Annotated in this window: 28 protein-coding genes; 13 read left to right on the top strand and 15 right to left on the bottom strand. The window is 67.4% G+C overall.

Going from position 1 to position 23,882, the window contains the following annotated elements; translation table 11 throughout:
• Positions 1-237, bottom strand: a complete 237-nt coding sequence (locus tag ACZ1H8_RS09085; protein ID WP_465180988.1) for a hypothetical protein — start codon at positions 235-237, stop codon at positions 1-3.
• Positions 238-330: 93 nt separating this feature from the next.
• Here ACZ1H8_RS09085 and ACZ1H8_RS09080 point away from each other — a divergent pair, with 93 nt between their 5' ends.
• Positions 331-2,166: an ABCB family ABC transporter ATP-binding protein/permease gene (locus ACZ1H8_RS09080; protein ID WP_465180987.1), complete on the top strand. Its 1,836-nt coding sequence runs from the start codon at positions 331-333 to the stop codon at positions 2,164-2,166.
• An 18-nt stretch (positions 2,167-2,184) separates the two neighbouring features.
• On the opposite strand, the gene ACZ1H8_RS09075 is transcribed toward ACZ1H8_RS09080, so the two are convergent.
• Positions 2,185-2,838 (bottom strand): glutathione S-transferase family protein, encoded by a 654-nt coding sequence (locus tag ACZ1H8_RS09075; protein ID WP_465180986.1) that lies wholly within the window; start codon positions 2,836-2,838, stop codon positions 2,185-2,187.
• Between the two features lie 96 nt (positions 2,839-2,934).
• On the opposite strand from ACZ1H8_RS09075, the gene ACZ1H8_RS09070 reads away from it, so the two are divergent.
• Positions 2,935-3,873: an alpha/beta fold hydrolase gene (locus ACZ1H8_RS09070; protein WP_465180985.1), complete on the top strand. Its 939-nt coding sequence runs from the start codon at positions 2,935-2,937 to the stop codon at positions 3,871-3,873.
• Here ACZ1H8_RS09070 and ACZ1H8_RS09065 read toward each other — a convergent pair.
• From ACZ1H8_RS09065 to ACZ1H8_RS09055, 3 genes are all read right to left on the bottom strand, one after another.
• The gene (locus tag ACZ1H8_RS09065; protein ID WP_465180984.1) at positions 3,860-4,744 is read right to left on the bottom strand and encodes a hypothetical protein; all 885 of its coding nucleotides are present in this window, start codon (positions 4,742-4,744) and stop codon (positions 3,860-3,862) included. The two genes, ACZ1H8_RS09070 and ACZ1H8_RS09065, sit on opposite strands and share 14 nt — an antisense overlap.
• 43 nt (positions 4,745-4,787) lie before the next feature.
• Positions 4,788-6,248, bottom strand: a complete 1,461-nt coding sequence (locus tag ACZ1H8_RS09060) for an ATP-binding protein (protein ID WP_465180983.1) — start codon at positions 6,246-6,248, stop codon at positions 4,788-4,790.
• A gap of 79 nt (positions 6,249-6,327) precedes the next feature.
• Positions 6,328-6,603: a GNAT family N-acetyltransferase gene (locus tag ACZ1H8_RS09055; protein WP_465180982.1), complete on the bottom strand. Its 276-nt coding sequence runs from the start codon at positions 6,601-6,603 to the stop codon at positions 6,328-6,330.
• Positions 6,604-6,645: 42 nt separating this feature from the next.
• Between ACZ1H8_RS09055 and recQ the strand changes: the two genes are divergently transcribed.
• Genes recQ through ACZ1H8_RS09020 form a run of 7 tightly spaced genes read left to right on the top strand, consistent with a single transcriptional unit; the run spans position 6,646 to position 12,749 of the window.
• Complete coding sequence (gene recQ, locus ACZ1H8_RS09050) at positions 6,646-8,415, top strand: DNA helicase RecQ (RefSeq protein WP_465180981.1); 1,770 nt, start codon at positions 6,646-6,648, stop codon at positions 8,413-8,415.
• 1 nt (position 8,416) lies between these two features.
• Complete coding sequence (locus ACZ1H8_RS09045) at positions 8,417-8,875, top strand: hypothetical protein (RefSeq protein ID WP_465180980.1); 459 nt, start codon at positions 8,417-8,419, stop codon at positions 8,873-8,875.
• The gene (locus ACZ1H8_RS09040) at positions 8,872-9,315 is read left to right on the top strand and encodes a hypothetical protein (RefSeq protein WP_465180979.1); all 444 of its coding nucleotides are present in this window, start codon (positions 8,872-8,874) and stop codon (positions 9,313-9,315) included. Before ACZ1H8_RS09045 ends, ACZ1H8_RS09040 begins: the two co-directional genes overlap by 4 nt.
• A 12-nt stretch (positions 9,316-9,327) precedes the next feature.
• Complete coding sequence (locus tag ACZ1H8_RS09035) at positions 9,328-9,756, top strand: protein tyrosine phosphatase family protein (RefSeq protein WP_465180978.1); 429 nt, start codon at positions 9,328-9,330, stop codon at positions 9,754-9,756.
• Positions 9,753-10,112 (top strand): hypothetical protein, encoded by a 360-nt coding sequence (locus tag ACZ1H8_RS09030; RefSeq protein WP_465180977.1) that lies wholly within the window; start codon positions 9,753-9,755, stop codon positions 10,110-10,112. The genes ACZ1H8_RS09035 and ACZ1H8_RS09030 overlap by 4 nt, the downstream gene beginning before the upstream one ends.
• A gap of 41 nt (positions 10,113-10,153) precedes the next feature.
• Positions 10,154-11,101 carry a sterol desaturase family protein gene (locus tag ACZ1H8_RS09025; protein WP_465180976.1) on the top strand — a complete coding sequence of 316 codons (948 nt, stop codon included), beginning with the start codon at positions 10,154-10,156 and terminating at the stop codon, positions 11,099-11,101.
• Between the two features lie 40 nt (positions 11,102-11,141).
• On the top strand, positions 11,142-12,749 hold the full coding sequence (locus ACZ1H8_RS09020) for a GMC family oxidoreductase (RefSeq protein WP_465180975.1): 1,608 nt from the start codon (positions 11,142-11,144) through the stop codon (positions 12,747-12,749).
• 108 nt (positions 12,750-12,857) lie between these two features.
• Here ACZ1H8_RS09020 and ACZ1H8_RS09015 read toward each other — a convergent pair whose 3' ends face one another.
• The 5 genes from ACZ1H8_RS09015 to ACZ1H8_RS08995 all read right to left on the bottom strand — a co-directional run bounded on the left by ACZ1H8_RS09015 (position 12,858) and on the right by ACZ1H8_RS08995 (position 16,411).
• Positions 12,858-14,201 carry an ammonium transporter gene (locus ACZ1H8_RS09015; protein ID WP_465180974.1) on the bottom strand — a complete coding sequence of 448 codons (1,344 nt, stop codon included), beginning with the start codon at positions 14,199-14,201 and terminating at the stop codon, positions 12,858-12,860.
• Between the two features lie 14 nt (positions 14,202-14,215).
• The gene (locus ACZ1H8_RS09010) at positions 14,216-14,554 is read right to left on the bottom strand and encodes a P-II family nitrogen regulator (protein WP_346247570.1); all 339 of its coding nucleotides are present in this window, start codon (positions 14,552-14,554) and stop codon (positions 14,216-14,218) included.
• A gap of 145 nt (positions 14,555-14,699) precedes the next feature.
• Entirely contained in the window at positions 14,700-14,906 is a 207-nt protein-coding gene (locus ACZ1H8_RS09005; protein ID WP_465180973.1) for a putative signal transducing protein, read from the bottom strand.
• Complete coding sequence (locus ACZ1H8_RS09000; protein WP_465180972.1) at positions 14,906-15,457, bottom strand: pyridoxamine 5'-phosphate oxidase family protein; 552 nt, start codon at positions 15,455-15,457, stop codon at positions 14,906-14,908. The genes ACZ1H8_RS09005 and ACZ1H8_RS09000 overlap by 1 nt, the downstream gene beginning before the upstream one ends.
• A 24-nt stretch (positions 15,458-15,481) precedes the next feature.
• Positions 15,482-16,411 (bottom strand): DUF5996 family protein, encoded by a 930-nt coding sequence (locus tag ACZ1H8_RS08995; protein ID WP_465180971.1) that lies wholly within the window; start codon positions 16,409-16,411, stop codon positions 15,482-15,484.
• A 63-nt stretch (positions 16,412-16,474) separates the two neighbouring features.
• On the opposite strand from ACZ1H8_RS08995, the gene ACZ1H8_RS08990 reads away from it, so the two are divergent.
• Together ACZ1H8_RS08990 and ACZ1H8_RS08985 are read left to right on the top strand one after the other, a co-directional pair.
• Positions 16,475-16,720 (top strand): type II toxin-antitoxin system CcdA family antitoxin, encoded by a 246-nt coding sequence (locus ACZ1H8_RS08990; protein WP_465180970.1) that lies wholly within the window; start codon positions 16,475-16,477, stop codon positions 16,718-16,720.
• Positions 16,720-17,016, top strand: a complete 297-nt coding sequence (locus tag ACZ1H8_RS08985; protein WP_465180969.1) for a CcdB family protein — start codon at positions 16,720-16,722, stop codon at positions 17,014-17,016. The genes ACZ1H8_RS08990 and ACZ1H8_RS08985 overlap by 1 nt, the downstream gene beginning before the upstream one ends.
• Here the strand turns inward: ACZ1H8_RS08985 and tldD are convergent, their stop codons facing one another.
• Positions 17,017-18,444 carry a metalloprotease TldD gene (gene tldD / locus ACZ1H8_RS08980; RefSeq protein ID WP_465180968.1) on the bottom strand — a complete coding sequence of 476 codons (1,428 nt, stop codon included), beginning with the start codon at positions 18,442-18,444 and terminating at the stop codon, positions 17,017-17,019.
• Positions 18,445-18,460: 16 nt separating this feature from the next.
• On the bottom strand, positions 18,461-18,697 hold the full coding sequence (locus ACZ1H8_RS08975; protein ID WP_465180966.1) for a zinc-finger domain-containing protein: 237 nt from the start codon (positions 18,695-18,697) through the stop codon (positions 18,461-18,463).
• Positions 18,698-18,761: 64 nt separating this feature from the next.
• Between ACZ1H8_RS08975 and ACZ1H8_RS08970 the strand changes: the two genes are divergently transcribed.
• Together ACZ1H8_RS08970 and nadB are read left to right on the top strand one after the other, a co-directional pair.
• Entirely contained in the window at positions 18,762-19,685 is a 924-nt protein-coding gene (locus ACZ1H8_RS08970; protein ID WP_465180965.1) for an ABC transporter ATP-binding protein, read from the top strand.
• Positions 19,678-21,264: an L-aspartate oxidase gene (nadB, locus tag ACZ1H8_RS08965; RefSeq protein WP_465180964.1), complete on the top strand. Its 1,587-nt coding sequence runs from the start codon at positions 19,678-19,680 to the stop codon at positions 21,262-21,264. Before ACZ1H8_RS08970 ends, nadB begins: the two co-directional genes overlap by 8 nt.
• Before the next feature lie 8 nt (positions 21,265-21,272).
• Here the strand turns inward: nadB and ACZ1H8_RS08960 are convergent, their stop codons facing one another.
• Genes ACZ1H8_RS08960 through ACZ1H8_RS08950 form a run of 3 tightly spaced genes read right to left on the bottom strand, consistent with a single transcriptional unit; the run spans position 21,273 to position 23,854 of the window.
• Entirely contained in the window at positions 21,273-21,797 is a 525-nt protein-coding gene (locus tag ACZ1H8_RS08960; protein WP_465180963.1) for a GNAT family N-acetyltransferase, read from the bottom strand.
• Positions 21,797-22,981, bottom strand: coding sequence for an acyl-CoA dehydrogenase (locus ACZ1H8_RS08955; RefSeq protein ID WP_465180962.1), 1,185 nt, complete (start codon positions 22,979-22,981; stop codon positions 21,797-21,799). Before ACZ1H8_RS08955 ends, ACZ1H8_RS08960 begins: the two co-directional genes overlap by 1 nt.
• 33 nt (positions 22,982-23,014) lie before the next feature.
• Positions 23,015-23,854 (bottom strand): hypothetical protein, encoded by an 840-nt coding sequence (locus tag ACZ1H8_RS08950; RefSeq protein WP_465180961.1) that lies wholly within the window; start codon positions 23,852-23,854, stop codon positions 23,015-23,017.
• Positions 23,855-23,882: the final 28 nt, after the last annotated feature.

Here is a 23,882-nt window from a genome sequence, read left to right as displayed (position 1 = left end):
TCAGCCGCCGGACTGCGGGGTGGTGCGATTCCGCTCGGCGACACGGCCGCCCTGCGCCTGGCAGGATGCACCAACCATCGGGAAGTCCAGGTCGGTCTGGCGGGGCAGGACGCTGTCGATCGCCGCCTGGCATTTCGCGGCATTTTCGTAGCGCACCGGCTCGATCCGGGCCTGGCGGCAGGCCATGCCGTCGTCGCTGCATCCCAGGATCGCCATCACGAAATAGACAGGCTCCATCGCCTCGCTCCTTCAGGATAAGAAACGTGCCTGGCGGCCTGCCGTTCCGCCCAACCGTTGCATTGCCGCGCCAGGCGTCCCAAATGCCGCTTGATGCCTCCGCAAAATTATGAACCGGGCCCGGAACGACCGCTCTGGGGCACGCTGAAACGCTTCCTGCCCTATCTGTGGCCGCGCGACGCTGCGGCGCTGCGGCTGCGCATCGTCATTGCCCTGACGCTGGTCGTCCTGTCGAAGGTCGTCCAGGTCTATGGCGCGCCGTTCGCACTGCAGGGCGCGATCGACCGGATGGCCGCCGGATCGCGCGACGCGCTGTGGCTCGTGGTCGCGCTCGTCGCCGGCTATGCGCTGGCGCGATTCGCCACCACCTTGTTCGACAATCTGCGCAACGCGGTATTCGAACGCGTCGGACAGGATGCGACCCGGCGGCTTGCCGCCGACGTGTTCCGCCACCTCCACCGCCTGTCGCTGCGCTTCCATCTGGAGCGGCGCACCGGTGCAGTGACCAAGGTGATCGAGCGCGGGACGAAGAGCATCGACACGATGCTGTATTTCCTGCTGTTCAACATCGCGCCGACGATCCTCGAACTCGGCATGGTGCTGGGCATCTTCTGGACGCGCTTTTCCGGCTGGCTGGTGATCGGCACTGTCGCGATGGTGGTGGTCTATATCGCCTTCACCCGCTGGGTCACCGACTGGCGCGCCAAGCTGCGCGCACAGATGAACGACCTCGATACCGGCGCGGTCGCGCACGCGGTCGATTCGCTTCTGAATTTCGAGACGGTGAAATATTTCAACGCCGAGGTCCGCGAGGCGAAGCGCTACGAAGATGCCGTCACCGCCTATGCCAAGGCAGCGACGGTCAGCGAGAATTCGCTCGCCTGGCTCAATATCGGCCAGGCGTTGATCACCGGCACGATGCTTGCCGCCGGCATGGGGCTGATCGTCTTTGGCTGGTCGACCGGCCAGTTCAGCCCGGGTGACGTCGTGCTGGTCTCCACCCTGCTGACCCAGTTGTTCCGGCCGCTCGACCTGCTCGGCATGGTCTATCGCACGATCCGCCAGGGCGTGATCGACATGGGCAGCATGTTCGACCTGATCGACACCGATGCCGAGGTGAAGGACGCGCCCGACGCCCGGCCGCTCAGCGTCACCAGCGGTCATGTCAGGTTCGAGAATGTCCGCTTCGGCTATGACCCCGATCGCGAGATCCTGAAGGGCATCGACCTCGACATCCCGGCGGGCAGTACCGTCGCGGTGGTCGGGCCCTCGGGCGCCGGCAAGTCGACGCTCGCGCGGATCCTGTACCGTTTCTACGACCTGACCGGCGGGCGCGTCACGATCGACGGTCAGGACATCGCCCAGGTCAAGCAGGACAGCCTGCGCGCCGCGATCGGCATCGTTCCGCAGGACACGGTGCTGTTCAACGACACGATCGGCTACAACATCGCCTATGGCCGCGAAGGCGCGACGCCGGAGCAAGTTGCCGCCGCCGCGCGCGGCGCCGCGATCGCCGGCTTCATCCAGGCGCTGCCCGAGGGGTTCGACACGCGCGTCGGCGAACGCGGGCTGAAATTGTCGGGCGGCGAGAAGCAGCGGGTCGCGATCGCCCGGACCCTGGTCAAGGATCCGCCGATCCTGATCCTGGACGAAGCGACCAGCGCGCTCGACAGCCGGACCGAGGCCGATATCCAGGCCACGCTGGAGGCGATCGAGCGCGGCCGCACCACGATCGTCATCGCCCACCGCCTGTCGACCGTGGTCCATGCCGACCGGATCATCGTGCTGGAAAGCGGGCGCGTCGCCGAACAGGGCACGCATGCCGAACTGCTGCGCCGCGACGGCCTCTATGCCGAGATGTGGGCGCGCCAGGCGCAGGAGCAGGCGGATGGCGACGAGAGCGCCGACCCGGTCGAAATGCCCGCCTGAACCGTCAGGGGCGCCCGCTCAATCGCGATCGGGCGCACCGAGCGGGAAATAATGGCGGTACTTTCGCCCCTCTTCCATCGCCCGCGCAAAGGACGGGCGTTGCAGCAATCGCGCGCGATAGGCGCGCAGCCAAGGATAGGCGTCACCGATCGGATTGACCCAGTCGGCATAGAAAAGCGACGGTGCCGCCGCGCAATCGGCGAGCGAGAAACCGTCGCCAGCTGCCCATTCGCGTCCCGCGAGCCGGCGCTCCAGCCAGCCATAGGCAATGTCGAGCGAGGCGATCGCCTTCTGCCTGATCTCGTCGAGCCGGTCCGGTTCCGGTCGCAGCGCTTCGCTGACCGGCAGCGTCGTCACGTTCATGACATAGGAATCGAAGAAGCGGTCGAGCAGCCTTACTTCCAGCGCGGCCACGGGATCGTCCGGCAGGAAGCGCACCGCGCCGCGATGCTGCTGGTCGAGATGCTCGATGATGATGCTGGTCTCGACGACCGTCCGGCCGCCGTCGACGAGCACCGGGAATTTCCCGATCGGCCACAAAGCCGCCAGTTCCTCGCCCGCACCCGGCTCCTCCATGTGGCGATAGGCGAAGGGCGTGTCATTCTCCCACAGCGCCATCAGCACCTTCTGGCAATAGGAGGAAAAGGGATGGGCATAGAGGGTCAGGGACATGATCGCTCTCCGTGGTTGCCGCCACGCTTGCAGGCCGCGGCGTTCGAGTCCACCCTGTGCCGAAGCGCCGTCAGCGCGCGGACAAGGGAGAGGCGAATGGCCGCACTGATCTGGATCCTGGGGATCGTCGTGCTGATCCTGGCCGGACTCGCCTGGTGGGCCGGTCATGTAGCGCGCGGGGTCGAGAAGCTCATTCCCGCCGACGGCACGACCGTCGACCTCGGCAATGCGAGAATCCACTATACCGATCAGGGATCGGGCCCGCCGATCGTCATGATCCACGGTCTGCTGGGCCAGCTGCGCAATTTCGCCGATCTCGCGGAGCGGATGGCGGTCGATCACCGCGTCATCGTGATCGACCGGCCCGGCTGGGGCCATTCGACCATGATCAGTCCCCGGCCCGACATCGAAGCGCAGGGCGAGATCGTCGCTGCCTTCATCCGCAAGCTGGGCCTGGAGAAGCCGGTTCTGGTCGGCCATTCGATGGGCGGCGCGGTATCGCTCGCGGTCGGCATCGCCCATCCCGAACTGATCCGCGGGCTCGCGCTGATCGCGCCCTATACGCACCCGGCCGAGCGACCGCCCGAGGTGTTCAAGCCGATGCATGTTCCCTCCCCGCTGCGCACGCCGCTTGCCTGGACGATCGCGACGCCGATCGGGATGCGCACCGGCGCCGCCCGAACCGCGCGGGTCTTCGCCCCCGATCCGGTCCCTGCCGACTTCGGAACGCGCGGCGGCGCTGCGCTGTCGCTGCGCCCGCGCAGCTTCCAGTCGGGGTCGTTCGAGCTGGGCATGGCCGGCGCATCGATGACGCGCCTTTCCCAGCGTTACGGCACGATCGAGGTCCCGGTCGCGATCCTCTATGGCTATGGCGACGAAGTGCTCGACCCCGAGCTCCACGGGTCCGACACAGCGGCAGCGATCCCCGGCGCAACGATCGACCTGGTCGAGGGCGGCCATATGCTTCAGGTCGTCTATCCGGCCGAGACCGAGGCGTGGCTGCGCCGGTCCATCGCACGCTTCAACGGCAGCTGAGCGTCACCGTCTTCGCCCGCTTGTCGAATATGATCGACGAGCAGCGGTCGAGCGCGTCGCGGCCGATCTCCAGCCGCAGCTCGCGCTTCTTCATCTTCTTCGTGCCGGTCACGACGATCTCGTCGGGGTCCGGCTCGGGCTGATCGCCCTCCGGAATACCCGCGGCGTTGCCGAAATCGGCGGTGCGGACCATCAGCCCCTCCAGCATGATCGCACCGACGGTCAGCGGATCGGCGAGCTTCATGTGGCGCACCGGTCGAACCACCTCCAGCCGGATCGGCATCGACTCCGCCGGCCGATCGAACGCGCCACGATGTGCGCCTGCGATCAACGCACCGGCACTTGCGGTCGCGACGCTATACTCGCGCTCCGGCGTGAAGCGCACGACCAGCGGCTGCCCGCCGACATCGACCCGCACACCCATGCCGCTCCAGCCGAAATCGGCCAGCGGCAGGCTGACCTGGCGCTCGTCCGGCTGCGCGGCGCGAAGCTGGAACCGGACGATCGCGGCGGGCATGCCGCCGGGGCCGATCGTTCCGTCCGCGCCCTCGACCCAGCGTGCATCGAACCAGCTTGCCCGGCGGTCGAACGGCCCACTTCCGGCCAGGTCGAACGACAGGACCGAGGATTTGCCGGTCAGCCTGACCGGTCCGATCGAGACACGGGGCGACAGCAGCCCGCCATTCACGCCGGCCCGTGCCGCCAGATCGGGGTTGATTACCGGCATCGACGGCGCACCCGGATCGATCCGGATCCGCGCAGGCACGCCGCGTACGACCGCGTCATAGGTGCGATCCCCCTCGACGGTCAGCGGCGCCGCGTCGGCAGCAACCAGCGGCACCAGGGCGAGCGCAGCGAGCGAGCGGATCATTGCGCCAGCGTGACGAGCGATCCCGGCAGGATCGCGGCGAAACTCAGGCGACGTCGGACGGCTGGGTGGTCCATCCCAGTCGCGGGATGGTGATCGATCGCTTGCCCGACAGGTCGGTGCGCAGCACGAACAGCTCGCGGCTTTCGATATAGGCGATCAGCCGGCGGACGCGACCGAGCGAACTGGTGCCATAGCTGGCCGCCAGTTCGGTATCGCTGGGACAGGGTTCGCCGTCGCGCGCCGCACGCGCGACCAGCAGGAACGGCCCGAGCATGTCGTCCGGCAGCGCCCGCGCCGCTTCCAGCGCCTCGGCCCACTCGCCCTCGGGCTCGCCATGAATGCCGGCGCGCGCCGCCGACAGCCGCCGCACGAACTGGGACAGGTTCAGCGGCGGGCGCGTCAGCCCGACCATCCGGCAGCGAACGAGGAAATCCTGATAGAGGACCGACGACGAGCGCAGCGTCGACTCGCTGTCCTCGACGATATCGCGCAGCACATCGGCAATTGCCGTCGCCACTTCTTCGGGATCGCGCTCCGGCTCGGGCTCGGCGCGCGACGGCACCGACGCCGCAAGCGCCTCGAGCAGGGTGTCCGACGCGAGCCTGGGCGCGACCGGCTCGGCCGGCGGCGGTGGCGGGCTCCAGCTCGGCTCTGCCGGGGCGAGGAGCAGGTCCTTCAATTCCTCGCTCGGCGCTTGCGGAAGCGGCACCAGCTTCGGGCTGGAGCTGCGCGCGCTGGTCTCGACCGCGCCGATCCGGATCGAGACCGGCCGGCGCGACACGGCAGGGCCGAGCGCCAGGAAAACGCCGCGCTGAAGGTCGCGGATCTGTTCGGCTTGGCGGCGCTCCATGCCCAGCAGGTCGGACGCGCGCGCCATGTCGATGTCGAGGAAAGTGCGGCCCATCAGGAAGTTCGACGCTTCCGCCGCGACATTCTTGGCCAGTTTCGCCAGCCGCTGCGTCGCGATCACACCCGCCAGCCCGCGCTTGCGGCCGCGGCACATCAAATTGGTCATCGCCGACAGCGAGGCGCGGCGCACCTCCTCGGCCACTTCGCCGCCGCCGGCGGGAGCGAACAGCTGCGCCTCGTCGACCACCACCAGCGCGGGATACCAGTGATCGCGCGGCGCATCGAACAGCCCGTTGAGGAAGGCGGCGGCGCAGCGCATCTGCCCCTCGGCCTCGAGCCCTTCCAGGCTGAGCACGACCGAGGCACGATGCTCGCGGATCCGCTGGGCGAAGCGGACGACCTCGCGTTCGGAATAGTCGACCGCCTCGATCGCGATATGGCCATAGCGGTCGGCAAGCGTGACGAAGTCGCCCTCGGGATCGATCACCACCTGCTGGACATGGCCGGCGCTCTTTTCGAGCAGGCGGCGCAGCAGGTGCGACTTGCCCGATCCCGAATTGCCCTGGACGAGCAGGCGGGTGGCGAGCAGCTCCTCGAGATCGATCGGCACCGGCGCGCCCGATGCGTCCTGCCCCATGTCCACGCTCACCGTCATCGCGGGAAGCCTTGGGGGAAGGCGGGGCGACAGGGCAAGAGCTTCCGTGCCCCGCTCGTCGATAAACTGGGGATTGTGGTTACGCGACCAGGTCGCGATATTCGGGATGCTTCTCGATATAGGCGGCGACGAACGGGCAGCGCGGCACGACCTTCAGCCCGCGCGAGCGGACGTCGTCAAGCGCATGGCGGATCAGGCGCGAGGCGATCCCGCGTCCGCCCAGCTCCTCGGGCACGATCGTGTGGGTGAAGGTGACGACATCGTCGGCCACCGTATAGGCGGCATAGGCAGTGATGCCGTCGACCACCGTCTCGTAGCGACTCGCGGCCGCATTGTTCGTGATTTCGCTGTCCATCGGGGGTTGGCTAACATGGCCAACCGCGCCTAGGCCAGCATCGTGACCCGCGATCCCCTCGACATTCTCCATGAAACCTTCGGCTTCCGCAGTTTTCGCGGAGTGCAGGACCAGGTGGTCGGCCGCGTGCTGGACGGGCGCAACACGCTGGCGGTGATGCCGACCGGCGCGGGCAAGTCGCTCTGTTACCAGCTGCCCTCGCTCGCGCTGGACGGCACCTGTCTGGTCGTGTCGCCGCTGATCGCGCTGATGCACGACCAGCTGCGCGCCGCCGAGGCGGTGGGCATCCGCGCCGCCACGCTGACCAGCGTCGATGAGAATCGCGACGAAACGATCGCCCGGTTCCGCGCGGGCGAACTCGACCTGCTCTATGTCGCGCCCGAACGCGCCTCGAACGAGAGCTTCCGCAACCTGCTGCGGCAGTCGAAGCTGGCCCTGTTCGCGATCGACGAGGCGCATTGCGTGTCCGAATGGGGCCATGATTTCCGCCCCGACTATCGCCTGCTGCGACCGCTGCTCGACAGTTTCCCCGAGGTGCCCCGGCTCGCGCTGACCGCGACCGCCGACGCGCATACGCAGGCGGACATTCTCGAGCAGCTCGGCATCCCGCGCGACGGACTGATCGTCGCCGGGTTCGACCGGCCGAACATCCGCTACGCCATTACCCCGCGCGAGAACACCAATGCGCAGGTCGCCGAGTTCATCGCCGGGCAGCAGGGACCGGGTATCGTCTATGCCCAGACGCGTGCCGGCGTCGAGAAACTTGCCGAGCGGCTGAGCGGCGCCGGCCGGCCGGTCCTGCCCTATCATGCCGGGCTCGATCCCGAGATCCGGCGCCGCAATCAGGCGGCGTTCGTCGCCAGCGAGGACATGGTGATCGTCGCGACGGTCGCGTTCGGCATGGGGATCGACAAGCCCGATGTCCGCTTCGTCGTTCATGCCGGTCTGCCCAAGTCGATCGAGGGCTATTATCAGGAAACCGGTCGCGCCGGCCGCGACGGCGATCCGGCGGTCGCGCAACTATTCTGGGGCGCCGACGACTTCGCCCGCGCCCGCCAGCGGATCGGCGAGGTCGAAGCCGCGCGCCAGCCCGGCGAGCGTGCCCGGCTGACCGCACTCGGCGCGCTGGTCGAGACCGCTGGGTGCCGCCGCCGCATCCTGCTGAAGCATTTCGGCGAGGACGCGCCCGAGACTTGCGGCAATTGCGACAATTGTCTCAGCCCGCCCAGCGCGATCGACGCGACGGTGACGGCGCAGAAATTCCTGTCGGCGGTCTTCCGCACCGGCATGATGTACGGCACCGGCTATATCGAGGCGATCCTGCTCGGCCAGTCGAGCGAGCGCAGCCTGATGAACGGTCACGAGTCGCTGTCGGTATTCGGCATCGTCGAGGGTGACGAGGTCGCGCTGGTGAAGCCGGTCGCCCGCGCCTTGCTGCTGCGCGACGCGCTGCGCACCAATGCCCATGGCGGGCTGGAATTCGGTCCCGAGGCGCGGCCGATCCTGAAGGGTGAAAAGACGCTGTCGCTGGTCCTGCCGCCCAAGCGCGAGCGGCGGCGGCGCGGCAAGGCGGGCGGTGAGCCCAATCCGGTCGGCGATCCGCTGTTCGAGGCGCTGCGCGCGAAGCGGCGCGAGCTGGCACAGGAGGCGCAGGTGCCGCCCTATGTCATCTTCCACGATTCGGTGCTGCGCGACATGGCGTCCGCCCGGCCGCGGTCGATCGGCGAGCTCGGCCGCATCTCGGGCGTTGGCGCACGCAAGCTCGAGGCCTATGGTTCGGCCTTCCTCGACGTGATCCGGGAGGCTGCCTGACATGCGACGGTTCGGAGCGCTGATCCTTGGTGCCGCCGCCTGTCTCCTGACGGGCGGGGGCGACGTGCCGAAGGCCCCTTCGGGATCGATCGAGGTCAGCATCTCGTCCTGGGGGCATCCGGTGTCGGTCTGGACGATCGACCGGAAGGGCCAGGTCACCTACCGCAGCTCCACGCTGGAGCGCCGGACCGAGGTCCGCACGACCAGCTTCAAGGTCGGCGCGCGCGGCTATGCAAAGATCCGCGCCCTGCTCGCGCCGGCACGGCGACATGCCGGCGAGACGCTGAGCTGCGCCGAGCGGATCACCGACCAGCCCTATGGCAACGTGATCTGGCATGAGCCGCGCGGCCCGGCCGAGCTTCGCTTCGATTTCGGCTGTCGTGACGCCGCAACCCGCCCGATCGTCGAGCGGCTGATCGCGGCAGATGGCCAGATCCGCCAATGGGACGAGCGCAAGTGAAGCGTGCGGTCCTGTTGCTCGCACTTGCCTGCACCGCCTGTGGCGGCGGCGGAAGCGTGGTCGTCGGCAACGAGGCTCCCACCAATGTCGCGGCACCTGCCCTGCCCCTCGCCGCGCCGGCACCAGCGCCTGCGCCCGCCGCCCCGGTCAATGCGACCGAGACCGCAATCGACCCGGGCCTGAACGAGACCGAGCTCCAGACCTATCCCGAGGCGCGCGGCCTGCCGGCCGATGTGCAGCGATACCTGGTCCGTCATGCCGACTGCGAGCATTGGGCGGGTGAGGAACCCTATGATGCCGAGCGCCGCGCCCAGATCGAGACCAATGTCGCGCAAAGCTGCACCGGGCTCGACGCCGCCCGCGCCGAGCTGCTGACCCGCCACCGTTCCGAACCGGCCGCGCACGATGCGCTCAGCCGGCTCGACTCCATCGGCATGTAAAGGAAAAATCCTATGATCCGCACCATCGACGACAGCATCTCGGTCGCGCCCCAGATCCAGCCCGAGGACGTCGCCGATCTGGCCGCTTCAGGCTTCACCGCGATCGTCAACAACCGCCCCGATGGCGAGGAAGCCGGCCAGCCCGAGGGTGCCGAGATCGAGGCGGCGGCCAAGGCCGCGGGGCTCAGCTACGTCGCGATTCCCGTGACCCATGCCGGCTTTTCCGCGCCGCAGGTCGAATCGATGGCGGCAGCACTGGCGAGCGCGTCGGGACCCGTTCTGGCCTATTGCCGTTCGGGCACCCGCTCGTGCAATTTGTGGGCGCTTGCCTCGGCCAGCGTCGGTGGCGACCCCGACACGCTGACCGCCAAGGCGGCGGGCGCGGGCTATGACCTGAGCGGCATCCGCCCGCTGCTTGACACGCTGTCCGCGCGGGGATGAGCCCGCTGGCGATGATCGCCGGCTCGGTCGGGGCGGTGTTCATGCTGGCAGGTGCCGCATGGGCACTCCGGCTGGGCGGGGCGAGCATCGCCGATGCCGATGAAGCGGCGCACAGCGCCGAGGACATCGTCTCCGGCTTCGAGGCCGATCGCGCGGTCGTTGCAGACGATGGCCAGGCGGCGATCGTCCATGGCCGCGACGGCAGCGTCGTGCTGCTAAAGGTGCACGGCGCGCGGATCGCCGGACGCAGGCTTGCCAAGCCGATCCAGACAATCGAGGGCGCCGAAGGTCTGCGCATCGCCACCGGCGAACGCCTGTTCGGCACAGTCCTGCTGCGCGGTATTCGCGACCTCTGAGCGCGGTTGCGAGTTACTTACATCAGTGTCAAGATAAGCGGATGGAGCTGCCCGATCCGGTCACCTTGGCGATCCCCGTCTTCGTGGCGCTGGTGCTGGCCGAGATGCTGGTCGCCTGGGCGCGGGACCGGAGGCGTTACTGTCCACGCGACACGCTGACCTCGCTGGCGCTGGGCACCGGCAGCACCGTCGCGGGGCTGCTCACCGGCTGGATCGTCTATGCGATGGCGGTCTGGCTCTACCAGTTCCGCCTCTTCGACATCGGCTGGGCCTGGTACTGGTTCGCTTTGTGCTTCGTCATCGACGACCTGGCCTATTATGTCTTCCACCGCTCGGCCCACCGCGTCCGCTGGTTCTGGGCCAGCCATGTCATCCATCATTCCAGCCAGCATTATAATCTGGCGACCGCGCTGCGGCAGACCTGGACCGGCTTCATCTCGCTCGGTTTCATCTTCCGCATCCCGCTGTTCCTGATCGGTTTCCCGCGGGAGATGGTGCTCTTCGTCGGCGGACTGAACCTGATCTATCAGTTCTGGATCCACACCGAGGTGATCGGCCGCATGCCGGCTTGGTTCGAGGCAGTGATGAACACGCCGTCGCATCACCGCGTCCATCACGCGACCAATCCGCGCTATCTCGACCGCAACTATGCCGGGGTGTTCATCGTGTGGGACAGGATGTTCGGCACCTTCGTGCCCGAGCGCGACGACGACCGTCCGCGTTATGGTATCGTCAAGGATCTCGGCAGCTTCAACCTGCTCTGGGCCGCCTTCCACGAATGGGTCGGCATGGCGAAGGACGTGTGGCAGGCGCCCGACCTGCGCGCGAGGTGGAACTATATCGCCCGCCCGCCCGGCTGGAGCCACGACAACAGCCGCGACACCAGCGAGACGATCAGGGCACGCTGGGAAGCGCGCCGGCAGCTGAATTATACGACCGTACAACAGTCTGAAATGCGGGACGTCCCGGGAATCGCGCAAGCCAAATAGCCTTGCGACCCGGCGGACCCGAATAATGGAGGAGGGGATTATGGGGGAGCAGGCGCGCGCGGCGGACGAGGCCGATATCGTCGTGATCGGATGCGGGTCGGGCGGCAGCGCTGCGGCGGGTCGGCTGAGCGAGGACAGCAAATACCAGGTGACGGTGCTGGAGGCAGGCGGGCGCAACACCGGCCTGAAGACGATCATGCCCGGCATGATGCCGTTCCAGGCGGAGCGGACCAATTGGCGGTTCGAGACGGTGCCGCAGCCCGGGCTCAACGGTCGGCGCGGGTACCAGCCGCGCGGGCGCGGCATGGGCGGGTCGAGCGCGATCAACGCCATGCTCTACCTGCGTGGCCATGCCCAGGACTATGACGAGTGGCGCGACCTGGGCTGTACCGGCTGGGGCTGGGACGAGGTCCTGCCCGTATTCAAGCGGTGCGAACATAATGTCCGCGGCGCCGATGCCTATCACGGTGACAGCGGGCCGCTCTGGGTCAGCGACCAGGACTGGGCCAATCCCGGATCGCATGCCTTTCTCGAGGCGGCGGCGGCGCTGCAGATGCCGATCAATCCCGACTTCAACGGCGCGAAGCAGGACGGGATCGGCCTCTATCAGGTGACCCAGCGCAAGGGCGAGCGCTGGAGTGCCGCGCGCGCCTATCTGGGCGACGGGCGTCCGCATCCCAATCTGCGGATCATCACCGATGCCCTGGTCGAGCGGGTGGTGTTCGAGGAAGGGCGGGCGTCCGGCGTCGCCTATCAGGTCGGCGGCGAAACCCGGATCATCCGTGCCCGCCGCGCGGTGGTGATGGCCGGCGGCGCGTTCCAGACGCCGCAATTGCTGATGCTGTCGGGCATCGGGCCCGGCGCCCATCTGCAGGAGCAGGGCGTGGCAGTGCAGGTCGATGCACCCGGCGTCGGTGCCGACCTGCAGGACCATGTCGACTATGTCGCTGCGTTCGAGACGAAGGGCGTGCCGTTCCTCGGCAGCTCGCTGGGCGGCACCTTCCGCGCGCTGGGCGGGATCGCCCGGTGGCTGGCGACCCGCACCGGTCCGATGACGACCCCCTATGCCGAGGCGGGCGGGTTCGTCACGACCGATCCGGCGCTGGCCCGGCCCGACGTCCAGCTCCACTTCCTGGTCGCGATCGTCGACGACCATGGTCGCAACAAGGTGAAGGGCCATGGCTATAGCTGCCATGCCTGTGTACTGAGGCCGTATAGCCGCGGCACGGTGCGGCTGAACTCGCCGGACCCGCGCGAGGCGCCACAGATCGATCCGAACTTCCTGGCCGACCAGCGCGATGTCGAGACGTTGAAGCGCGGGACGCGCGCAATGTACCGGATCCTGGAGACGCCGCCGATGACCGGCTTCAACGGCCGCGATCGCTATCCGGTCGACCTGACCGACGATGCCGCGCTGGAGCAGCTGATCCGCAATCGGGCGGACACCGTCTATCATCCGGTCGGCACCGCGCGGATGGGGTCGGATTCGAGCGCGGTGTGCGACCTGCGGCTGAAGGTTCGCGGGGTCGACGGCCTGTATATCGCCGATGCCTCGATCATGCCGCGGCTGGTCGGCGGCAACACCAATGCGCCCAGCATCATGATCGGCGAACGCTGCGCCGACTTCGTCCGCCAGGATCTGAGCTGACAAAAAAAGGGCCGGTGACGAGGTCACCGGCCCAGTATGTCCGCAGGAGGAACCCGGGGAGGGCACCGCACCCTTTTTGGAGAGGTGCGGATGCGGTGCCCAAACTTCTCAGGGGTTATAGGCGCGCTCGCCATGCTCACCGAGGTCGAGGCCTTCCAGCTCGACTTCGGGGGTCACGCGGCCACCCGTCACCGCCTTGGCGATCAGGATTGCGATGCTCGTGCCGACGGCCGCCCAGATGATCGTGACGCCGACGGCCTTGAACTGCACCAGCAGCTTCGCGCCCATCACATAGTCGGCGGCGCCGGGGCCACCGAGCGAGGGCGAATAGACGACCGCAGTACCGATCGCGCCGACGATGCCGCCCACGCCGTGAATGCCGAAGGCATCCAGCGAGTCGTCATAGCCGAGCTTCGGCTTCACCACGGTCACGAACAGGAAGCAGACGATCGAGGCGACCGCGCCGAGGATGATCGCGCCGAACGGGCCCGAATTGCCCGCCGCCGGGGTCACCGCGACCAGGCCGGCGATAATGCCCGAGCAGAAGCCCAGTGCCGATGCCTTGTGCCCGGCTGCACGCTCGGCGAGCATCCAGAACAGGGCGGCGGAAGCGGTCGCGACGAAGGTGTTGATCATCGCCAGTGCGGCCGAACCATTGGCCTCGAGCGCCGAACCGGCGTTGAAGCCGAACCAGCCCACCCACAGCAGGCCGGTGCCGACGAAGGTCAGCGTCAGCGAGTGCGGTGCCATGCGCTCGGTCGGATAGCCAATGCGCTTGCCGATGAAGAAGGCTGCGACCAGTGCCGAGACGCCCGCATTGATGTGAACGACGGTGCCGCCGGCGAAATCGAGCGCGCCTTCCTTGAAGAAATAGCCGCTCGCCGCCCAGACCATGTGCGCGATCGGGAAATAGACGATCGTCAGCCAGATCAGCGCGAAGACCATCACCGCCGAGAACTTGATCCGCTCGACCACCGATCCCAGCACCAGCGCGATGGTGATCGCAGCGAAGGTCATCTGGAAGCTGATGAAGACATATTCCGGGATTTCGTTGCCCGGCGTGAAGGTCGCGGCCTGCGACGCGGCGGTCACGCCCTTCAGGAACAGCTTGTCGAAATTGGAGACGACGTTGCTCAGGCCGCTCGAATAGTCGGGGCCGAACGCCATCGTGTAGCCCCACATCACCCAGACGAGCATCGCCAGGCAGGCGACCGCGCCGACCTGGGTCATGACCGACAGCATGTTCTTGGTGCGGGCGAGGCCACCATAGAACAGCGCCAGGCCCGGCAGGATCATCGCGAGGACCAGGACGGTCGAGGTCATCATCCAGGCGACGTCGCCCTTGTTGACGGTGGCGGCGGGTGCCGCCGCAGCGGCATCCTGGGCCCAGGCGGGCAGCGCCGCGAACAGGGCGAGGCCGGTGCCGGCCGCAATCTTCAAAGCGTGCTTCATGTTGCTCCCCCTTCTCACAGCGCGGTTTCGTCGGTCTCGCCGGTGCGGATCCGCACGGCCTGACCGAGGTCGAGCACGAAGATCTTGCCGTCGCCGATCGCACCGGTGCTGGCCGCGGCCTGGATGGCCTCCACCGCGCGGTCGACCAGGTCGGCCCCGCACGCGATCTCCAGCTTGATCTTGGGCACCATGTTGGTGCTGTATTCGGCGCCGCGGTAGATTTCGGTCTGGCCCTTCTGCCGCCCGAACCCCTTGACCTCGGTCACCGTCATGCCGGTGATGCCCACCCCCGTGAGCGCCTCGCGAACCTCGTCCAGCTTGAACGGTTTGATGATGGCGATGATCAGTTTCATGCCGCCCCCTCTTGCGCGTTGTCCCGGGGAGCATCTGAGCAAGGGGCGTGCCAGAGCGCGAAAAGGCGGGATTCCCGCGATTCCTGCGGCAATCCGCTGGGTGGATAGTTGAGAATTTGTGCAGTCGCAAACGACTGCTTAAAAATCAGGCAGGTTTAGACAGCACCGCGCGAGCCGCGTCCAGATCCTCGTCATCGACCATCACCCGGACCGGGATCAGGAACGAAAGGCTGCCCTCGACCACGCTGGAACCGGCATCGAAGGCGAACGCCATGATGCCCTCGTCCTCCAGCCGGCCGACGATGATATGCGCCTCGGGGAAATCGAAACGGCCGAGTTCGACCAGCGCCATCAGCCGGCGGCCACGGTCGGGTTGCGGACCGGCAGGCCATCGATGCTGTGGGTCCGGATCGCATATTTGCCGAACCGCTCGGCGTCGCTGGAGCCGGCATGATAGCGGCTGAGCGTATCGCGCTCCCGCTCCAGCGTCATGTGCGGCACGCCCCAGCCGCACGACGCCTGGACCGAGTCGATTTCGATCTCGAAGATCTGGCGCGTGCCGGGCAGCAGCGTGAAGTGTGCGGCCAGCGCCGCCCAGTCGGCATCCTGGGGGAGGATCGGGCGGCCGCGGCCGTAGAGGCGCAGGATCAGCGCGGGATTGTCGAAGGCGCAGAACATGATCGTGATCCGCCCGTCGGCCACCAGATGGGCATGCGTCTCGTTGCCCGATCCCGCGACGTCGAGCCAGGCGACGCGGCGGTCGCCGAGCACGCGGAAGCTGTCCATGCCCTTGGGGCTGAGGTTGATCCGGGCAGCCTCGGCCGCGGTCGCGACGAAGAAGACCGGCTGGCGCGCGATGAAGTCGCGATGCTGGTCCTCCAGCGCGTCGAAGAATTTGGCCATGGATCCCTCCCCTCGCCTCGCGGACTAGACGATGCGCGGCCGGCCGGGAATCCCCGGCGCGCAGTCGAGCGCCGCGCGGTCCCAATGGCCGAGATCGGCAGCCGCCTCATAGGTGGCCTGGAGGAAGTCGAGCAAAGTCGCCTCGGGATCGGCGGCGGTCCGCACCGCGTCATAGTCCAGCAGGAACTCGCCGAGCGTACCGTCGAAATAGCCCGGTGCCGGGATCGTCTCCTCGGCATAGCCCTTAGGCGCCGGATAGGCATAGGCGTAGAAAGCCGGTCGCGGAAACGCGTCGCTGCCGGGCCAGAAGCCGGCGCTCGCCACCTCATGACTATAGGCCTCGCGCGTTACATCGTCGGGGAGGCCGGGAATACCGCCCGGGTGGCGCGGTGCCTGCCGCCCCGAGAAGCGCGTGACCGCCAGATCGAAGCTGCCCCAGAAGAAATGCACCGGACTCGACTTGCCGAGAAAGCCGGTACGGAACAGCTTGAACACATGGTCGATCCGCGCCAGCGCGGCATGAAACGCCTCGACCGAGGCGCGATCATAGGGCCGGACGGCATGGTCGTCGGGAAAGCGGACCGGATCGGGCATCTCGTTGGGCAGCGTCTTGATCGTCACGCTGACGCCCAGATCGCCCAATGCCTGCATCACCGCGGTGTGGAAGTCGGCGATCGTCCCCTCGCCCAGCGGCAGCGTGCGCGTCTCCCCGCTGATGCACGCGATGCGCAGCTCGTGACGCTGGAAATCAAAGTCGATCTCGAACGCCCCCGCACCCGACGGGATCGGCGAGCTGCCCAGCCCGCGCGGCGTGACATAGAGCGGGACATGCCAGCCATGGTTGAGCCAGGGCGTGAGCGCGATGCGGACCTTGCCGACGATCTGCGTCATCAGCTGGAGATGGATCGCGGTATCGCGCCATGCAGACCAGTCGAGGCGGGGCCAGTCGGTCATGGAAATCTCCCGGACAGGTTCAGCGAAATTGACGCGCAGACGATGTGCGCATATTTCCTGCGCATGAAACATGACTCTGTCTCATCTGGCAAGCGCAAGGCGGTCAACATGTCATTGGACACGGGCGTGGTGGCTGCGGCGCGCGAGGCCGGCTTGAACTTGTCGCAGGTCTGCGAAGCAGCGCTACGGGATGCCAGCCAAGCTGAGCGCGAGCGCCGTTGGCAGGCAGACCATCAAGAGGCGATCGAGGCGAACAACGCGTGGGTAGAGGCGAATGGCCTGCCCCTCGCCAAATATCGCATGTTCTGATGGCGAAATTCGATGTGCATCGATTGCCGGACGGAGCGATCGTTGTGGATTGCCAGAGCGATTTGCTCAGACAGCTTAGTACACGGCTCGTGGTACCGCTCGCGCCCACTGACGCGTCGCCATCGATCAGCTTGAGGCTGACGCCCATCCTTCAGGTTGCAGGGCAAGAGATGCGAATGCTGACCCATCTCGCAGCCGCGGTCCCAGTCACAGCTCTAGGCCGACCTATGACCTCGGTCGCAGATCAAGACTTCACTATATCCAACGCCATCGACATGCTGTTCAGCGGCTGCTGATCAGGCTGCCGTTCCGCCAACCGTCAGTCCATCGATCAGCAAGGTCGGCTGGCCAACGCCGGCCGGGACCGACTGGCCGCCCTTGCCGCACATGCCGATGCCCTCGTCGAGCGCGAAGTCGTTGCCGATGCCGGTCACCTTGTTGAGCACGGTCGGTCCGTCGCCGATCAACGTCGCGCCCTTGATCGGCGCGCCCAGCTTGCCGTTCTCGATCCGGTAGGCCTCGGTGCAGGAGAAAACGAACTTGCCCGACACGATGTCGACCTGGCCGCCGCCGAAGGACTTGGCGAAGATGCCCTTCTTCACCCGGCTCAGCAGCTCGGCGGGATCGTCGTTGCCGCCGGTCATGAAGGTATTGGTCATGCGCGGCATCGGCGCGTGCTGGAAGGATTCGCGGCGGCCGTTTCCGGTCGGCGCGACGCCCATCAGCCGGGCGTTGAGCCGATCCTGGATATAGCCCTTCAGGATGCCGTCCTCGATCAGGATATTTTCCTGGGTCGGCGTGCCCTCATCGTCGATCGAAAGCGATCCGCGGCGCTCGCCCATCGATCCGTCGTCGACCACGGTCACACCGGGTGCGGCGACCCTCTGGCCGATCCGGCCCGAAAAGGCGCTCGTGCCCTTGCGGTTGAAATCGCCTTCCAGGCCGTGGCCGACCGCCTCGTGCAGCAGCACGCCCGGCCAGCCGGGGCCGCACAGCACGGTCATCTCGCCCGCCGGCGCATCCTCGGCGTCGAGGTTCACGACCGCCTGCGCCAGCGCCTCGTCGATCGCGCGGTTCCAGGTCGCCGGCTCGAACAGCCGGTCATAGAGTGCGCGGCCGCCGGTGCCGAAGGTGCCGGTTTCGCGGCGACCGTTCGATTCGACGACGATCGAGACGTTCAGCCGGACCAGCGGCCGGACATCGGTGGCGATGAAGCCGTCGGGGCGGAGGATCTCCACCACGCTCCACTGGCCGGTCAGGCTGACCGACACCTGCACCACGCGCGGATCGCGGGCGCGGGCGGCGGCGTCGATCGTCTGGCACAGATTCACCTTGTCGGCGAAGGGCACCAGGTCGAGCGGGTCGGCATCGGTATAGAGGTGGCGGTTGTTCAGCCGCGGCGGCGGGGCCTTGGCGCCCTTGGCCGGATCGATCAGCGCCATCGTCTCGGCCGCGCGGCGGATCGCCTCGGGCGTGATCTCGTTGGCATGGGCGAAGGCGGTGGTTTCGCCCGACACGGCGCGCAGGCCGAACCCCGACTGGGTATCGTAGCTGGCGGTCTTCAGCCGACCGTCGTCGAAGCCGAATGCCTCGGTCTTGCGATACTGGAGATACAGTTCGCCATCCTCGGCATTGCCGAGTGCCTCGGCGGTCAGCCGGGCGGCGGTTTCTGGGTCGAGCGTGTCGCGGTAGATGAAACCGCGCGGATCGGTCGGAAGGCTCATGCCCTCCGATATAGGCTCACTGCGGGCTGGCGCCAGACGCGATGTCGGGAAGCAGCGACGGATCGACCCCGTCGGCGGGTCCGCCGATCAGGATGAAGCGCCGGTCGCAATAGCCGCAATCGACATAGCCATGCTCGTCGATCTGGAGGAACACGCGCGGGTGGCCGAGTGCCGCGCCGCCCGGAATGTCGGTTGCGCCGTCGCAAGCGACACGGGTGGTGGTGACTCGGGAGACTTCGGGCGGTGCGATCATGTCCTGCGCCTAGCAAAGCCAAATGCGGCTCGCAATCATGTCCCGCCGGTCCTATGCGCGTGACATGACGAATGCGGCGATTAGGATCGAAGGTCTGTGCAAGACCTATCAGGGCGGCAAGCGGGCACTGGACGGCGTCAGCTTCGATGTGCCGCAGGGGTCGGTATTCGGACTGCTGGGTCCCAATGGCGCGGGCAAGTCGACGCTGATCAACATCCTGGCGGGACTGGTCAACAAGACCGACGGCCGCGCGTCGATCTGGGGGTTCGACATCGACGACCATCCCCGCAACGCCAAGGCGAGCATCGGCATCGTCAACCAGGAGATCCTGTTCGATCCATTCTTCAGCCCGCTCGAGACGCTGGAGATCCAGGCCGGGCTGTACGGCGTGCCCAAGGGCAAGCGCCGATCGATGGAGCTGCTGCGCGCGGTCCATCTTGAGGACAAGGCCAATGCCTATGCCCGCACGCTGTCGGGCGGGATGAAGCGCCGGCTGATGGTGGCCAAGGCGATGGTCCATTCGCCGCCGGTGCTGGTGCTGGACGAGCCGACCGCGGGCGTCGACGTCGAATTGCGCCAGCAGCTCTGGGCCTATGTCCGCGAGCTCAACCGCGGCGGGGTGACGGTGGTGCTGACTACCCATTACCTCGAGGAAGCCGAGGAGCTGTGCGACCGGATCGCGATCATCAACCACGGCACGCTGATCGCGAACAAGCCGACGCGCGAGCTGGTCGGCATGGCGCAGGAAAAGGTGGTCGAGGTCACCGTCGACCGCGACATCGCCGCGGCACCCGATGCGGTCTGCTTCCAGAAGATCGAGGTGAAGGCCGACCGCACGCTGGTCATCACCTATCGCAAGGACGAGGCAAATGCCGGCCAGGTGCTGGCGGCGGTCCAGCAGGGCGGGTTCGGCATCGTCGACGTGTCGACGCGCGAGGCCGATCTGGAAGACGTGTTCCTCAATCTGACGCGCGCCGCGAATGGCTGACCCGCATAGCGCCGACATCCTGATCATCGGATCGGGCGCGGCCGGGCTGACGGCGGCGCTGAACCTGGCCAGCCGGTACAGGGTGACCGTCCTCGCCAAGGGAGCGCTGAACGAAGGCGCGACCGCCTGGGCGCAAGGCGGCGTGGCAGCGGTGCTGGAGCCGGGCGACACGTTCGAGAGCCATATCGACGACACGATGATCGCCGGTGCCGGGCTGAACGATCGCGGCGTCGTCGAGTTCGTGGTGGAGAATGCGCCGGCGGCGATCGAGCGGCTGGGCAAGCTGGGCGTGCCGTTCAACCAGGATGGCGACACGCTGCACCTGACGCGCGAGGGCGGGCACAGCCATCGCCGCATCGTCCACGTCGACGATGCGACCGGCTGGGCGGTGCAGGAAGCGCTGCTGAAGGCGGCGCGCGAGAATCCGAACATCACGCTGGTGCCCGACATGGTCGTGATCGACCTGGCGACCAGCCGGCACGAGACGCGCTATTCGGGCGCAGGCAATGTCTGGGGCGTCTATGCCTTCAACCGCGCGACCAACCGGGTCGAATTGTTCACCGCGCGGGCGACGGTGCTGGCGACTGGCGGCGCGGGGCGCACCTATCTGTTCTCGACCGCGCCGCGCGGGGCGACGGGTGACGGCATCGCGATGGCGTGGCGCGCGGGCTGCCGCATCTCCAACATGGAATTCATGCAGTTCCACCCGACCTGCCTGTACAATCTGGAGGTCAAGAATTTCCTGATCACCGAGGCGGTGCGCGGCGAAGGCGGGCATCTCAAGATCCCTGGCACCGGCCACCGCTTCATGCCCGAATTCGATCCGCGCGAGGAGCTGGCGCCGCGCGACATCGTCGCCCGCGCGATCGACCACGAGATCAAGCGCCTGGGCCTGGACTATGTCCATCTCGACATCAGCCACAAGCCGGCCGAGTTCGTGAAGGGGCATTTCCCGAACATCTACGACAAGCTGATCGGGCTGGGCATCGACATGACCCACGATCCGATCCCCGTGGTTCCGGCACAGCATTATACCTGTGGCGGGATCGTCATCGACCGCGACGGGCGGACCGACCTGCCCGGCCTCTATGCCGCGGGCGAATGCACCCAGTCGGGGCTGCACGGCGCGAACCGGCTGGCCAGCAACTCGCTGCTCGAATGCTTCGTCTTCGGCGAGGCCGCAGCGAACCACATCACCGCCAACTGGGACGCGCTGAAGCCCCCGCCCGCAATTCGGCCCTGGGACGAAAGCCGCGTGACCGACTCGGACGAGGAGGTGGTGATCAAGCAGAACTGGACCGAGATCCGCCGGTTCATGTGGAATTATGTCGGCATCGTCCGCTCGACCAAGCGGCTGGAGCGCGCCGCGCACCGGATCAAGATGCTGGGCGAGGAAGTCGCCGACTATTACGGCCATTTCCGGGTGACGCCCGACCTAATCGAGCTGCGCAACCTGCTCGAATCGGCCAATCTGATCGTGCGATCGGCGCTGCACCGCAGGGAAAGCCGCGGGCTGCACTATACGATCGACTATCCCGAGACGCTGCCCGAGGCGGTCGACACGATCCTGGTGCCGTAGGAAAAATCCTACGCGGCCGGGCTCTCGCGGCGGATCTCGTAGACGATCTGGCGCGCTGGACCGGCGCCGTAATCGACGAAGCGGGTCTCGGCGCGGCGGACGCCGCCGATCTTCTCCATCGCGCGTTGCGAGCGCAGATTGCCCTCGCCGACGACGAACACCGCAGTTTCGAACCAGCGATGGATATGCGCAAGCATCAGCCGCTTGGCCTCCGCGTTGTAGCGCCCGCCCCAGTGGCTGCGCGCCAGAAAGGTGTAGCCGAGCTCGATCTCGCCGCGCTCGGGTGCGGGATTATAATAGCGGCTGGCGCCGATCACCACGCCGCTTGCCTTGTCGACAATCGTGAGGGCGCCGCCCGAGGCAAGCGCCTGATCGAAATAGACGCGGAAGACGGGTTCCTGCCACCGGTCATGCGCCGGATGGATCTCCCAGATCAGCGGATCGCTCGCCACCGCGAACAGTGGCGCCCAATCCTCCGGCACGGTCGGTCGGAGGATCAGCAGATCGCCGACTAGGGTCGGCTGAAGGTCCATCAGAAGGCGGCGATGCCGGTGATGGCGCGGCCCAGGATCAGCGCATGGACGTCATGCGTGCCCTCATAGGTGTTGACCGTTTCGAGGTTGATGGCGTGACGGATCACGTGGAATTCGGCCGAGATGCCGTTGCCGCCATGCATGTCGCGCGCGACGCGGGCGATATCGAGCGCCTTGCCGCAATTGTTGCGCTTGATGATGCTGATCGCCTCGGGCGCCAGCGTGCCGTCGTCGAACATGCGGCCCGCGCGTAGCGCTGCCTGAAGGCCCAGTGCGATCTCGGTCTGCATGTTGGCGAGCTTGAGCTGGACGAGCTGGTTCGACGCAAGCGGCCGGCCGAACTGCGCGCGGTCGAGCGTGTACTGGCGCGAGGCCTCCATACAGGCCTCGGCCGCGCCCATCGCGCCCCAGGCAATGCCGTAGCGGGCGCGGTTGAGACAGCCGAACGGGCCCTTGAGCCCCTGGATGTCGGGGAGCAGCGCATCTTCGCCCACTTCGACCCCGTCCATCACGATTTCGCCGGTGACCGAGGCACGCAGGCTCAGCTTGCCCTCGATCTTGGGCGTGCTCAGCCCCTTCATGCCGCGTTCGAGCACGAAGCCCTTGATCCCGCCGCCATGCGCGTCCGACTTGGCCCACACCACCATCACGTCCGCGATCGGCGAGTTGGTGATCCACATCTTGGTGCCGGTCAGGCGATAGCCGCCATCGATCTTCTCGGCGCGCGTGCGCATGCCGCCGGGGTCGGAGCCGGCATCGGGCTCGGTCAGGCCGAAACAGCCGACCCATTCGCCGGTCGCGAGCTTCGGCAGGTATTTCCGCTTCTGCTCCTCGGTGCCATAGGCGTTGATCGGGTGCATCACGAGGCTCGACTGGACCGACATGGCCGAGCGATAGCCCGAATCGACCCGCTCGACCTCACGCGCGACCAGGCCGTAGGCGACATAGCCCAGGCCGGCGCCGCCATAGGTTTCGGGGATGGTCGCGCCGAGCAGGCCGAGGGCGCCCATCTCGCTCATGATCTCGCGGTCGAAGCGCTCCTCGAGATAGGCGCTCGTCACGCGGGGCAGCAATTCGCCCTGTGCGTAGTCGCGCGCGGCGTCGCGCACCATCCGCTCTTCGTCGGTCAGCTGCGCGTCGAGCGCGAACGGATCCTGCCAGTCGAACCGGCCCATCTCTGCCATGGTGTTTCCTGCGTCCTGTCTGTTTTGGTTTTATTATGAAGTCTGGCGGTTGACCGCCGGTGGGGTGTCCATCGCCGCCTGCTCGATCTCGTTCAGCGCCGAACGGGCAGCGATGTAGCGCTTGGCATTGTTCACCCAATTCTCGGCATCGGCCGCGCCGGGCATCCGCGCGACTTCGGCAAGTGCCGCCTCGACATTGCCGGCGGCGAGCAGCCGCTGCGCCTCGCGGAGCCGGGCGGAGGCACGCGGATCGGGCGTATCGACGCGGCGCAGCACCACCAGGTCGCCGATCATCGCGCGGAACCGGGTCCAGGGACCCGCATCGGGCGCGACCAGCAGCCGCGGCGCGATCGTTTCCAGCGCGACGCGAAGGTCCTGAAGCAGCACCGGCTGGGCAGCCGACTGGATCACCGTGCTCACCGCCTCGCCATGCGCCTCGCCGAAGCGACGGCGCAGCTGCGCCTCGAGCGGGCCCAGCGCCTGGCCGCGCTCGATCGCACGGCGCGCGGCGAAGGCGATCAGCAGCCGCTCGGCCTGGCTGGCATAGCTGGAGGCAGTGCGCGCGCTGCCTTCGGTATCGCGCAGCCGCAGGTCAAGCAGGTCGAGTCTGGCGGCCAGCGCCTGTTCGCGCGCGGCGAGCGTGGCGACGTCGGTACCGGGCGGCAGGGCACGCACCGGCGCCGGCTGTTCCTGCACCACCGTAGGGGTCGGCGCGGGCTGCGCCGGCGTGGTCGTACCCGAATGGGTCCACCAGTTGAAGGCGGCCATCCCCGCAACGCCGGCAACGAACGCGATCACCGCGACCAGGAGGGTTCGCACCAGCGGGCTCGGCCCGCGGACCGGCTCCAGCGCAAGTGGCTCGTCGGAATTCATGCCCGCCTTATCCTCGTGCGCATCCGCA

This window comes from Sphingomonas sp. BL-S-25 (assembly GCF_055521555.1).
This window is presented reverse-complemented; position numbering and strand designations above follow the sequence as displayed.

Excerpts from the sequence above, each read along its gene's own strand:
- ACZ1H8_RS09085 (WP_465180988.1), bottom strand. The coding sequence starts at position 237 with ATGGAGCCTGTCTATTTCGTGATGGCGATCCTGGGATGCAGCGACGAC.
- ACZ1H8_RS09080 (WP_465180987.1), top strand. The coding sequence starts at position 331 with ATGCCTCCGCAAAATTATGAACCGGGCCCGGAACGACCGCTCTGGGGC.
- ACZ1H8_RS09075 (WP_465180986.1), bottom strand. The coding sequence starts at position 2,838 with ATGTCCCTGACCCTCTATGCCCATCCCTTTTCCTCCTATTGCCAGAAG.
- ACZ1H8_RS09070 (WP_465180985.1), top strand. The coding sequence starts at position 2,935 with ATGGCCGCACTGATCTGGATCCTGGGGATCGTCGTGCTGATCCTGGCC.
- ACZ1H8_RS09065 (WP_465180984.1), bottom strand. The coding sequence starts at position 4,744 with ATGATCCGCTCGCTCGCTGCGCTCGCCCTGGTGCCGCTGGTTGCTGCC.
- ACZ1H8_RS09060 (WP_465180983.1), bottom strand. The coding sequence starts at position 6,248 with ATGACGGTGAGCGTGGACATGGGGCAGGACGCATCGGGCGCGCCGGTG.
- ACZ1H8_RS09055 (WP_465180982.1), bottom strand. The coding sequence starts at position 6,603 with ATGGACAGCGAAATCACGAACAATGCGGCCGCGAGTCGCTACGAGACG.
- ACZ1H8_RS09045 (WP_465180980.1), top strand. The coding sequence starts at position 8,417 with ATGCGACGGTTCGGAGCGCTGATCCTTGGTGCCGCCGCCTGTCTCCTG.
- ACZ1H8_RS09035 (WP_465180978.1), top strand. The coding sequence starts at position 9,328 with ATGATCCGCACCATCGACGACAGCATCTCGGTCGCGCCCCAGATCCAG.
- ACZ1H8_RS09030 (WP_465180977.1), top strand. The coding sequence starts at position 9,753 with ATGAGCCCGCTGGCGATGATCGCCGGCTCGGTCGGGGCGGTGTTCATG.
- ACZ1H8_RS09025 (WP_465180976.1), top strand. The coding sequence starts at position 10,154 with ATGGAGCTGCCCGATCCGGTCACCTTGGCGATCCCCGTCTTCGTGGCG.
- ACZ1H8_RS09020 (WP_465180975.1), top strand. The coding sequence starts at position 11,142 with ATGGGGGAGCAGGCGCGCGCGGCGGACGAGGCCGATATCGTCGTGATC.
- ACZ1H8_RS09015 (WP_465180974.1), bottom strand. The coding sequence starts at position 14,201 with ATGAAGCACGCTTTGAAGATTGCGGCCGGCACCGGCCTCGCCCTGTTC.
- ACZ1H8_RS09010 (WP_346247570.1), bottom strand. The coding sequence starts at position 14,554 with ATGAAACTGATCATCGCCATCATCAAACCGTTCAAGCTGGACGAGGTT.
- ACZ1H8_RS09005 (WP_465180973.1), bottom strand. The coding sequence starts at position 14,906 with ATGGCGCTGGTCGAACTCGGCCGTTTCGATTTCCCCGAGGCGCATATC.
- ACZ1H8_RS09000 (WP_465180972.1), bottom strand. The coding sequence starts at position 15,457 with ATGGCCAAATTCTTCGACGCGCTGGAGGACCAGCATCGCGACTTCATC.
- ACZ1H8_RS08995 (WP_465180971.1), bottom strand. The coding sequence starts at position 16,411 with ATGACCGACTGGCCCCGCCTCGACTGGTCTGCATGGCGCGATACCGCG.
- ACZ1H8_RS08990 (WP_465180970.1), top strand. The coding sequence starts at position 16,475 with ATGAAACATGACTCTGTCTCATCTGGCAAGCGCAAGGCGGTCAACATG.
- ACZ1H8_RS08985 (WP_465180969.1), top strand. The coding sequence starts at position 16,720 with ATGGCGAAATTCGATGTGCATCGATTGCCGGACGGAGCGATCGTTGTG.
- tldD (WP_465180968.1), bottom strand. The coding sequence starts at position 18,444 with ATGAGCCTTCCGACCGATCCGCGCGGTTTCATCTACCGCGACACGCTC.
- ACZ1H8_RS08975 (WP_465180966.1), bottom strand. The coding sequence starts at position 18,697 with ATGATCGCACCGCCCGAAGTCTCCCGAGTCACCACCACCCGTGTCGCT.
- ACZ1H8_RS08970 (WP_465180965.1), top strand. The coding sequence starts at position 18,762 with ATGACGAATGCGGCGATTAGGATCGAAGGTCTGTGCAAGACCTATCAG.
- nadB (WP_465180964.1), top strand. The coding sequence starts at position 19,678 with ATGGCTGACCCGCATAGCGCCGACATCCTGATCATCGGATCGGGCGCG.
- ACZ1H8_RS08960 (WP_465180963.1), bottom strand. The coding sequence starts at position 21,797 with ATGGACCTTCAGCCGACCCTAGTCGGCGATCTGCTGATCCTCCGACCG.
- ACZ1H8_RS08955 (WP_465180962.1), bottom strand. The coding sequence starts at position 22,981 with ATGGCAGAGATGGGCCGGTTCGACTGGCAGGATCCGTTCGCGCTCGAC.
- ACZ1H8_RS08950 (WP_465180961.1), bottom strand. The coding sequence starts at position 23,854 with ATGAATTCCGACGAGCCACTTGCGCTGGAGCCGGTCCGCGGGCCGAGC.